Here is a 10,944-nt window from a genome sequence, read left to right on the forward strand (position 1 = left end):
AAAAGATATTTATCAGAAAAGTCATGATCAAGCTAGAGGTTTAAAGACTGATCGGGTTCCAATTATTTTTATTAATAAATATTTTACACAATTCATACCAGGTAAGCAAGAGGGCTACGCCACTACTACCAAATCATTACCCAGATTCTTCCGGCTTTGCGGTTTTATCATCCATAAACCCCCTTTGATCAACCTCTTCTAATTATATTAGAACTCTTTGGAGTGGTGTTATTGGCTTATAATATTTTTCAAAAACCAATTCATAAATCAATATCGCTTTTTTGGGAAGATCTAATAAATTTTTGAGTAGGGGCGAAGCATTCGGACAATAACCCATTCCTGAAACCAGAGATTTTCTATCGAAATGCTTCCCTCGTACTCAGAACCAATATAACACTAATTCATTAATCAGAAAAATTACTTAAAAAACTCTGTGTCCTCTGAGTCTCTGTGGTGAGCAATCAATTACTCAATCGACGCTTTAGACATCTTCCACTACTGTTACCATTCCTTCTCGACCAACTTCTCCTAACTTTTCTCCCCAAACTTCCCAGCAATCTTCACAGGATTTTCCTACTCGTTCTTTGACGTTAATTCGGTAGTAAAAATGTGTTTCGTTATCTCCCACTAATTCCCCTGGAAATATTTCCCAATTGGGACTAACTAACAGCAGGAGTTCGTTAATTGGATCGTAAATATCTACCTCTGGATGCGCTCTTTCGGCAATTCGTCTTAACTTTATATCTGGCAGATACATAAATTTAGGTTCACAGCAGGAATTGACCATCAGCCACAGACAACCTGGCCCCTCTACTCGGTAATTAACCCACGCAATTGCCGCTGCTATTTCTAACATTTCATCTGGCATTTTATCAGGAGTGGGTAAGTGTAAATCCACTCGCATTATCCAATCACAAGATTCCTTTTCAGTCATGATTTTATAACTCCATACAGAACATTTTTACTAACTAATGCCAATTCTTCAAAATCTGACCACAGATAGGGTATAATATCATATTATAGCGGTGTGCAGTCGTATGAGGTACAGTGTCACGAGCTATAAACCATGCTAGGCAAAGCTTGGTCTGTATCTCACTCAAGCGCTTACCGCTATAGTAGAGTTAAAGGACAAATATGGCAGGAGTTTATAAGATAGAAATATCTGAAAATGAAGCAGAACTCAAGGAACTGCCTAGACAAAAAAAACTGGTTCGGGAAAAGAAAGAATACAACTATTGTACTTATTAAAGACAAAAAAGGCAAAAACGGTGATAGAAGCTGCGGAAATGCTAAGAAGAAATAGAGTCACTGTAGAAGATTGGTTAGGAAAATATCTTCAAGGGGGAATCGAAAAATTATTATCTAAAAAAGTCAGTATAGGAAGACCAAGAGCTAAAAGTCATGACTCGTAAAGTAATTGCCTCAATTACAGGATGGGCTTATATTCTAGAGGCTTTATCTGTCGCCAACGTTTAGAGGATTAGTGTTATTTACCCCATAAGCAATACAGTCACAGTCAGTTTTTTGTCGATTCTAAATTAATATTTCTTATGGCAATGACTAATTACGAAAAATCTTGAATTCTGACAGAGGAAAAGAGTTTTGTGAACACCAAGAGTTAAGTTAGAAATTGTGAGCAGACTTTTATTTTACTAATCCTTATCATCCTTGGCAGAGGGGATTAAACGAGCATAATAAGCGACTATTAAGAGAATTATTTCTCAAGGAAAAGAATTTTTAAATCGTTAAGCCAGAGGAGATGGAAAGGTCTGTAAACTTAATTAACAATCATCCTCGAAAATCTCTTGACTATCGTACCCCGAATGAGGTATTCTATGGAGGTATATCAGACAGTGATGCAATTTAGACTTGAGTTAGCCACTTTTTCTTGAAAATTGAAATAAGTGATGGACATTGTCAACCCATTTTTGCCCGTAACAATGACTGGATTGTCAATACGGCTCGGTTGAAATCTCACCTCGGCAACTTGTTTGCCATTCTAGTTTGGTATGAAAAACTCACTGGTGCTGGCTCCGGCGGCACATCTGACTTCGCCGCCAAAATTGAAGAGTGGGGCGGCCAAATTGCGATCATTAATCCCACGACGCTTGAGAGCGAAGGAGAATCAAAATGTCTGTTCAAGAAATTCTCAGCAAAACTGGTCCACGCAAACTACTTGCCTTAGATGGCGGTGGTATTCGTGGGATTATAACAATTGAAGTCTTGGCGAAGATAGAAAGTCTTCTGCAAGAAAAATTAGGAGCCGATGATAAGTTTTTGCTGGCGGACTATTTCGATTACATCGCTGGCACAAGTACGGGGGCAATTATTGCCTCTTGTTTGTCTTGGGGGATGAGAGTTAGTGAAGTGCGCGAATTTTACATTAACCAAGGCGAAAATATGTTTGATTCGGCGAGTTTGCTAAAACAATTTCAGTACAAATTTGAAGATAAAAATCTCGCACAAGAGCTTCGGGAAAAATTTCAGGAAAAAGATGGCTCTGTTGCCACCCTCGGTAGTTCGCTACTGAAAACCTTGCTCCTGATGGTCATGCGTAATGCCACGACTGATTCGCCATGGCCAATTTCCAATAATCCTTATGCTCGTTATAACGATCCCAGCCGTCCTGACTGTAACTTACAATTGCCCCTCTGGCAGTTGATTCGTGCAAGTACAGCCGCTCCCACCTACTTTCCACCGGAGGTAATTGAAGTAGAAAAGGGTGAGCCTTTTGTGTTTGTTGATGGGGGAATTACATCTTTCAACAATCCAGCCTTTCAACTTTTCCTGATGGCTACGACTAAACCCTACAAACTAAATTGGCCCGTTGGTGAAGATAAAATGCTTTTAGTGTCTGTTGGAACAGGCATGACCCCTAGTGCCAATAAAAATCTTAAACCGGGAGAAATGAATCTTCTTTACAATGCTGGAGCGATCCCCTCTGCTCTGATGTTTGCCGCGCAGAATCAGCAAGATATGCTCTGTCGTATTTTTGGCAAATGTCTTGAGGGCGATATCATTGACCAAGAGGTTGGCAACATGATTGACATCAACGCGCCTGGGGGAGAGAAATTATTTACATATATGCGCTACAATGCTGACCTTTCTCATGAAGGATTATCGGCATTGGGATTGACGCAGATCAACCCAGCGGATGTTCAGAAGATGGATGCTGTTGACAAAATTGAAGAGCTTCAAGCTGTGGGTAAGGCGATCGCAGATCAGAAGGTAAAAAAAGAACATTTCGTTAATTTTCTGTGATGACTGAAGTTCCCTGCAAATGAATCCGTAGCAAGGTTCATCGATAGCAAGTCTAAACAAAATGTCAACACCTAAGCTGTTCATCATTTAAATTGTTATTTGGGCCTTGCAGGGAAGCAGGGAGGAGAGTGAGTTTCATAGTTTTTTTCTAACACTCTAATACCCAGTTTAAATGGGTAACAGTTTAACTGTTCCCTGTTCCCTTCCTTAACCAGTCTTAAATGGACTTGCTATATCTATGTCGAGGCATTTGTCAAGACGAGCTTTTATGGCTCTAGTTAGTGCTGGAACTACTATCGGTTTCTACAGAGCAAGCTGCCTACAGTCTAATTCAAAGTCCCAAGATATGGCTTTTCCACAGGAAACTGTGCGGGTTAGCCATCAGCGGGAGTTTCGTGGAGTCTGGGTGGCAACTGTCCTCAATCTCGACTGGCCGAGTCAGCCAGGGTTATCTGTGGAAGTGCAGAAGAGCGAATTAATCGAGATTCTCGATCGCATCCAAAGATTAAATTTCAATGCTGTTATCTTACAGGTACGACCAACTGGCGATGCTTTTTATAAATCCGAAGTAGAACCTTGGAGTTATTGGCTGACTGGCGAGCAAGGTAAGGCTCCAGAGCCATTTTACGATCCCTTGGAATTTGCCGTCCTAGAATGTCACAAACGCAACATCGAACTGCACGCTTGGTTCAATCCTTACCGAGCAGGGAAAAATCTCCCCAATAGAGAGCCTATTAAGACAGTCGCTCCTCACATTAGTGTCACTCATCCAGAGTATGTCTATTCCTACGGTTCCGAGCAGTGGATGGATCCAGGCGCAAAAGTTGTTCAAGACCAGCTTTACAACGTAATTCTTGATGTCGTCCGCCGCTATGATGTCGATGGCATTCACATGGATGACTATTTCTATCCCTATCCCCAACACATCAAAAATACCGATACCAGTTCCATCGAGCAACACCTTCCGTTTCCGGACGATAGAACCTACGAACTCTATCAGCAGCAGGGAGGAAAATTGAGTAAAGCTGATTGGCGGCGAGACAATGTCAATAAAATTATTGAGCGTCTATCTGTCGGCCTAAAAAACACTAAAGAACACGTCAAGTTTGGCATTAGTCCATTTGGCATCTATCGACCTGGACAACCTCCCGGTATTTCCGCCAATATTGACCCCTACGAAGAACTCCATTCAGATGCGAAAAAATGGCTAGAAGCAGGCTGGATAGACTATCTGGCTCCTCAACTTTATTGGCAGATTAAAGCTCCCCAACAAAGTTATCCGGTTTTGCTAAAATGGTGGTCTGAAAATAACCCGAAAAAGCGACATATTTATGCCGGTGTTGCTCTGTATAAGATAGAAACACAAGGTTGGCCAATTACTGAGTTAATTCAGCAAATTGCAATAACTCGCAGCCTTGCTCCTAAATTAGCTTTAGGGAATATTTTCTTCAGGGTAAAATTTTTCAATAATTCAGATGTATTTAATGCTTTCAGTAGCTCGACTTATGGGGAACCAGCTTTAGCACCAGTTATGTCCTGGAAAAAGTCTCAACCTTCAGTAATGACACCAACTATTTTAGGGGTTAAAGATGGCAATCTAACTTGGAAAGCAGCTAAAAATAGTAATATCCGCTCTTGGACTTTATATCAGCAAGTAGGTAATCGTTGGCAACTGATAAAGATTCTGAATGCAGGAACAACAGAGATAGAATTAGAGCCTGGAACTTATGCTTTATGTGCTGTAGATAGAATGTTAAATGAGAGCATAGGAGTAAAAATTTTTGTTAACTGAAATTTAACCCAGTTACCTCAAAGCAATAACTTTTACTCCTCAAGAGTACGATCATTGCTAGAAAAGCGTTAGTTTTGAGGCTTAATATATTGATCAATATCTTGGCAGAGAGACTGATACTGATCGTACTGAGATCTATTATTATCATCCTCTTTTACCCTAGTATTATTTTCTAAGTAACCCCGAACCCAATTGCAACTTTCCTTCACTACATCTTCTAATTTATGGTCTCGATTCCAGATAATAACTCTTCCATCTTTGCCAGATGAAGCAATAAATTTACCGTCAGGACTGAAAGTAGCATCAAGTACCCCACCGATATGTCCGAAGAAAGTGTTTAGAAGTCGTCCTTCGAGATTCCAGAGTTTGACGGTTTCGTCTTCGCTGGCGGTAGCGAGAAGATTTCCCTCTCGGTTAAAATCTACGCTTATAATGCTAAAATTATGACAAATTCTTGAATCAGAATCACGACAAATCTTGGGTTCTGAACTTTGCACTTTAGGTGTAATTTCTACAGGTCTAATTTCTCCACCTCCAAGGCTCCAAAGCTTAACGCTTCCATCCTGACTAGCCGTCGCCAGAGTGTCACCAGATGGAGATAAACTTACGCTCATCAGCCATTTTTTATGTCCAGTTTTAATATCTTCTCCAATTTGATTTATGTTTTCCCCATCAAGACTCCAAAGTTTAACAATTTTATCTCGACTACCAGTGGCTAATATTTTACCATCCCTGCTAAAACTAAGACTCCTAACAGTCGCATCATGGTTAATAGTAAAAATCGGTAACTCTTTATTGAAAGTCCAAAGCTTGGCAGTTTTATCAGAACTAGCTGTGGCTATAGTACGTCCATCAAGACTAAAACTAACATCCCACATCCACAAATTAGTATCTTCTTGATTGCCATCAAGAGATTTGAGCAACTTTCCGTCAAGATTCCATATTTTAGCTGTCGTGTCAGCACTAGCAGTAGCGATGGTACTACCATCAGGACTGAAACTTACCGCAGTCACAAAGTTATCATGTAATTTGAGAGTTTTCAAATAATGAATGTAGCGGATATCCTGTGGATCAAAACTCCAAAGCTTAACAGTACCATCCTTACTAGCAGTAGCTAAAATCTTCCCATCAGGACTGAATTTTACTTGAAACACATCAAGAGTATGTCCAAAAAGAGACTGAGGATTTAAATTCCAAAGCTTAACAGTCTTATCTCGACTAGCAGTAGCTAGGAATTTACCATTAGGGCTGAAACTTGCCCGCCAAACTCCGTTTATGTGTCCGGTTAGAGTGATAATTTCCTCTCCCTTGAGATTCCAAAGTTTGATTGTATTATCATCACTAGCGGTAGCAACAACAAGCTCTTTATTTTGCTCATAAGTAGCAAAACTTGCGCTGAGAACTCCTTGCTTGTGTCCGCTGAGAGTTTTAATCTCTTTTCCTTCAAGATTCCAGAGTTTAGCATTGTTATCTGAACTAGCAGTAGCTATTGTACGACTGTCGGGACTGAAAGTGACATCCCAGACAGAATCAGTATGTCCCTTAAGCGTTCTCAAAAATTCAATTTTTTGGCCATCAAAACGCCAAAGTTTAGCTGTATTATCTATACTTGCAGTGGCCAAAAATTTTCCATCAGGACTAAAATTTATTTTGTGAATTTCTTGATCTTCGCCTTTAACTTGATCGTGTGCTTTAATTTGATAGATGGGATCAGGATTAAATTTGTCTCCGTCAAACTGCCATAATTTGACTGTACCACTACTATCCGCCGATGCTAATACCTGTCCATCAGGACTAAAACTGATGTCCCAAACCAGACTCTGAGATACTTTAAGGGGTTCAACTTCCTCAATATCCTTGCCATTTAATCTCCAGAGTCTCACTGTTCCATCTGTACTGGCAGCAGCTAATATTTGTCCCTTGGGACTGAAACTAATGCCCCAAAACTTGGCATTATTTGCTGCTGAAAAAGATTTTATCTGTTTCCCCTCAAGATTCCATAGTTTAACTGTACCATCTTGACTAGCAGTAGCAATAATATTTCTATCAGGACTAAAGCTTATATCAACAACTTCTCCCTCATGTCCTGTGAGCCGATTGCTTTCATTAACCTGAGCTAGATCTTGTTGCAGGACTTTCTGAATATTTGAACGAAGATCACTTCTGATATTTTTTGGTATTAAAAATGGTAATATATTTACTGCAGATTTACTCTCTAGTTTTTTGAGATTTTTAAAGGCTCTTAACCCATGAACCAGAGAGTCAAGATGCCCTCCCTTTGCTGCAATTAGCTCTGAAAACAATGTAATCGATTTAGTCTCACTAATTGCTGTTTGCACATCTTGCAATACAAACTGAAGAAGCAATAGAGCTATTACTGGTAGTCCAGACACTATTAGCAATTTCTTGAAATTGTTTTGCCTTTCTAAATACTTTCTTCGCCACTCTAAAACTGCTGGAGCTAGTTTGTCGTGAAAAATCTCATAGCGCTCCACATTAGGTTTTTCAGATGATGGTCCAACTGAGCGCAAAATTCGCTGTTCCGGGCTAGAAAGTTTCCGTAGCAACTCTTCAAGTTTCTGTGTTTCAACCCCCCCTTTTTCTGCCAGTTCTAGAGCAGGATAGGTAATCTTTGTCCCTCCCGGAGTGACTAGGTATTGAAAGACCTGCGCTGCAATCTTCTTTTCCTCCCTTGACAGAGGTTCCATCCGTTCATTGAGGTGTTGCTTGACAATATTTTCTGCCTTGCCCAGTCTCTTAAAAGTCTCTAGCCGCAGGCAATCCGAACCGATTTTCATCTCTTCTTTCCATAGGCGTTCCATCACCAATTGCAGGTAAGAAGTTTCAATTGCTGTCGATGGACGTTCACGTCCACCTTTTCCCGATTCAACGAAAGAGACTTTGCCAACTTTGACTTGTTCTAATACTTCCTGAACTAATTCTGTTTCAATGCCAATAGATTTTTCCCCTGCTTTCAGGCGTTGGTTAAATACTCCCAGGGGTTTCCTGATGGCATCCACGGCCGACTCTTCATCCAGGTGGGGGATGCGTAAATAGTTGCCGAACAAGTTAGAGATGCGTCCCTTGAAATGGTCAAGTTTAGCCAGGGTATCTTCCCGCAAAGAAATTAGGAAATTGACAGGCAGACCAGACTCATTGATGGCACGGGGAAATTCAAAGGCGAAGGTTCCTTCTCCATCTTTATGGGAATGGTACTGAAAATACTCCTCAAACTGATCGAGGATGATCAATAACTTACCGCTTCTCTCTGGGTCAGTAACCAGTACCTTTGCCCAATTTTCTAAAGTTTTTGCCAGTGAAGTCCCTGGTTCTGGCACTTTAACTGCTGGTAGGATTTTTTTGACATCTTTCTCAACTTTTTGCACTAACCCGGCCACTGGCTCGTCGCGCCAGGCACTGAAGACGACAACAGCAAATTCAGGCTGGCCAGACTCCTTCAAGTTTTTCTGGGCGAGTTGGCGCAGGTGATGGGCCACCCCCGCTCGCAGGACGGAAGTCTTGCCCACACCGCTCGTACCATAGAGTATGGTCAACCGCGAAACCATTAGGTTATCGGTGATAATGGCAGACCACTTTTCCCTTCCGAAGAAGAAATCTGCCTGCTCTTCTAAATAGGGCATCAGTCCTTGATAAGGACAATCTGGAATCTCTTGATGATTGTTTGGTGAAAACATTTTTTTTCGGGATTCTAAATCTTAAGTTAGTTTGAATAAATATCAAGGCAAGTAACTAAATACGGAGGAAAACCAGCGTTTTTCATACCTCCATTGCTGCCACAATCTCGTCGCAAATCTCGTTCAATATTCTGTCTTGCTCTGGTGTGGGAAGAAGCACTAACGGCTGCGAAACCTTATGAGCTGCTTGCAGATCTTTAAGTGCCGTATATTTGTACCCGCAGGAATTCACCAAAACCCAGATGATCTTAACGCCTTCCTTTTCAGCGTCTTTGAGTAAAGATGGCAGTTCTTCTTTTTTAATAAAGTCAGATGCCAAGAAATTCTGACTTACCAGTAAGACAGCTACTTTAGCGGATTTTAGAGCTTCTTCAATTTTGTCTCTCCACTTCTCTCCTGGCTTGATTTCTTCGTCAGTCCAAGGTTTTGGTATTGCCCCTGCATCAATAGCTGGAGTGAGGACTGTTAAGAGTTTGTTCAACCATTCTGTGTCATTATGGCTGTAGCTGATAAAGATTCGATCTCGTTTAATTGGGGTTACAGTTTCACCAGATTCAGAAGAAGAGCCGTTGTGGAAGCTCCTGTCTGGTAGCTTCTGGATCGTATCACTTAACTTGGCAATATAATCCTCTAAAGATTTCGAGATAGGCTTTTGGCCAGTATATTTCAGCCAAAACTCCCAATCGAACCTTTGAGAATTTGATTGAATTGTCCACCAGCTTTCCTTGGCTTTGGTCAATATTTGATCTTCCCAGATTCGATAAAGAATTACTCTTAGATTCCAATAACTTGGGCTATATCCCATGAATAAAATATGGTTTTGGTCGAGTATATTTGATAGTTGCAGAGGCATCAATTTCCTCAGATCCCTGTGAGCTAAATAATCAATATAATGGTCTTCAGTTACGATTAAATTGTCTCCAATAGCTCCGTAGAATTTCAGAATTACTGGGTATAGCTCAAGTGAAAGTCCTTGATCTTGATACTCATTTGGCTTGTCAATCACAACTGGAGAACCTTCTTCAACTATTTGTCCCGCACCTGCCAATCTAAACTTTTGATGGACAAATCGACCACTGTTTTCTCGCCCTCTGTAAGAGACTAAATCAAACTCTTTTCCAGCTTTTTTAAAAGCATATTCCAGCGTGTTATCGAAGCAAGTCGTTACGAGTAATTGGTAGGGATGAGGGTAGTTCTTCCCCTTGAGGCATTCCGGCAGTCTTGCCAAAAACTGATGCAGGGGATTAGGGAGATAATCGGCTTCAAAGATTGGTACCAAGGTTCCTGGAAGAATATCTTGGCTACCCCCCAGCAGATCGATGTATTGGGACACTTGCTGGAGTGCCATTTTCTTGATTGAATCTGTCTTGAGCGGACATCCCTCCGGTAAATCTTTGATGTGTTTTTCTGTGAGAGGACACCGAACAACGTCGCTATAAATATGTTCAGAAATTTTGTCTAAATAGAGCGCCAGTTCAATATTAGTGGGAGGATAATTAAGTTCTCCGAGAGGATTGCTATCAACAATCCAATTTTCTAGTTCTCCCTTATCATTTGTTCTGCGTCCACACAAATTGATCTCATCCCCAAGGAAGAAAACGACTTTGCCTTCAGTAATTGCCTTGACTACGCTATTACAGTGTGAGTTAAATACCAGCGGTGAGGGTGAAGAAACCATGATGTCCACCTCTGTAACCTTTGAACCCTAGGAATTCTGATCGAGAAACTCCTATTACATAATACACCTCCTTGGCAGTCAAGGATAAGCGCATCTTAACAATCTTTGACAAAATGAACTTTATATGGTTTGCCTACCCACGATTTAGGCATATTTGAGGAGAATTTGCCATCGCAATTGTTAAGCAAAAATCCACCGAATAAGTTGAGTTCGTAACTATTCTGATTGACTGGTATCATTTGAAATCTCTACAGGACAAGCGGATCACAAAATTGACCAAAGATGCGCTTGCCCTGACCTTTGGAGTGGTGTTATTGGCTTATAAGTAGCTGGTTATAATTAAATTAAAAATGGATTTTAGGTTCGATCCCCCCTGCCCCCCTTAATAAGCTGTCCTTTAGTCACATCTTTCTTAACATTTCAAACCTTTGTAGCACAAGGCTTTCAAGACTCGGTTAACAATTTGTAATATTCCTTGTTGACACCCTTACTGACAAAGAAAAAACTGAAATCAAGTC

General features: G+C 40.7%; 8 protein-coding genes and 1 pseudogene. 6 read left to right on the plus strand and 3 right to left on the minus strand.

Annotated features, from left to right (window positions below; translation table 11 throughout):
* The coding region (locus IM485_RS08165; protein ID WP_287742373.1) for a hypothetical protein at positions 1 to 202 on the plus strand (202 nt) is incomplete at its 5' end.
* Positions 203 to 481: 279 nt separating this feature from the next.
* Here the strand turns inward: IM485_RS08165 and IM485_RS08170 are convergent.
* Entirely contained in the window at positions 482 to 934 is a 453-nt protein-coding gene (locus tag IM485_RS08170; protein ID WP_104397412.1) for a hypothetical protein, read from the minus strand.
* Positions 935 to 1,268: 334 nt separating this feature from the next.
* Here IM485_RS08170 and IM485_RS08175 point away from each other — a divergent pair, with 334 nt between their 5' ends.
* The 5 genes and pseudogenes from IM485_RS08175 (at position 1,269) to IM485_RS08195 (ending at position 5,053) form a co-directional block, all read left to right on the plus strand.
* Complete coding sequence (locus tag IM485_RS08175) at positions 1,269 to 1,412, plus strand: hypothetical protein (protein ID WP_238142055.1); 144 nt, start codon at positions 1,269 to 1,271, stop codon at positions 1,410 to 1,412.
* Between the two features lie 173 nt (positions 1,413 to 1,585).
* Positions 1,586 to 1,867 (plus strand): annotated as a pseudogene (locus IM485_RS08180) (transposase); the annotation flags it as partial.
* A 21-nt stretch (positions 1,868 to 1,888) separates the two neighbouring features.
* The gene (locus IM485_RS08185) at positions 1,889 to 2,185 is read left to right on the plus strand and encodes a hypothetical protein (RefSeq protein WP_133164167.1); all 297 of its coding nucleotides are present in this window, start codon (positions 1,889 to 1,891) and stop codon (positions 2,183 to 2,185) included.
* Positions 2,131 to 3,261, plus strand: a complete 1,131-nt coding sequence (locus IM485_RS08190) for a patatin-like phospholipase family protein (RefSeq protein ID WP_104397410.1) — start codon at positions 2,131 to 2,133, stop codon at positions 3,259 to 3,261. The genes IM485_RS08185 and IM485_RS08190 overlap by 55 nt, the downstream gene beginning before the upstream one ends.
* A 268-nt stretch (positions 3,262 to 3,529) precedes the next feature.
* Positions 3,530 to 5,053, plus strand: coding sequence for a glycoside hydrolase family 10-like protein (locus tag IM485_RS08195; RefSeq protein ID WP_287742376.1), 1,524 nt, complete (start codon positions 3,530 to 3,532; stop codon positions 5,051 to 5,053).
* A 68-nt stretch (positions 5,054 to 5,121) separates the two neighbouring features.
* On the opposite strand, the gene IM485_RS08200 is transcribed toward IM485_RS08195, so the two are convergent.
* Entirely contained in the window at positions 5,122 to 8,748 is a 3,627-nt protein-coding gene (locus IM485_RS08200) for a WD40 domain-containing protein (RefSeq protein WP_311131279.1), read from the minus strand.
* Positions 8,749 to 8,830: 82 nt separating this feature from the next.
* Positions 8,831 to 10,426, minus strand: a complete 1,596-nt coding sequence (locus IM485_RS08205; protein ID WP_104397407.1) for a toll/interleukin-1 receptor domain-containing protein — start codon at positions 10,424 to 10,426, stop codon at positions 8,831 to 8,833.
* Positions 10,427 to 10,944 lie beyond the last annotated feature (518 nt).

The sequence above is a fragment of the Microcystis sp. M169S2 genome (assembly GCF_020245865.1).
Lineage (GTDB): Bacteria > Cyanobacteriota > Cyanobacteriia > Cyanobacteriales > Microcystaceae > Microcystis > Microcystis ichthyoblabe_A.

What these genes read in the sequence shown, in the direction of transcription:
- IM485_RS08170 (WP_104397412.1), bottom strand. Translation starts at nt 934, where the DNA reads ATGACTGAAAAGGAATCTTGTGATTGGATAATGCGAGTGGATTTACAC.
- IM485_RS08190 (WP_104397410.1), top strand. Translation starts at nt 2,131, where the DNA reads ATGTCTGTTCAAGAAATTCTCAGCAAAACTGGTCCACGCAAACTACTT.
- IM485_RS08195 (WP_287742376.1), top strand. Translation starts at nt 3,530, where the DNA reads ATGGCTCTAGTTAGTGCTGGAACTACTATCGGTTTCTACAGAGCAAGC.
- IM485_RS08200 (WP_311131279.1), bottom strand. Translation starts at nt 8,748, where the DNA reads ATGTTTTCACCAAACAATCATCAAGAGATTCCAGATTGTCCTTATCAA.
- IM485_RS08205 (WP_104397407.1), bottom strand. Translation starts at nt 10,426, where the DNA reads ATGGTTTCTTCACCCTCACCGCTGGTATTTAACTCACACTGTAATAGC.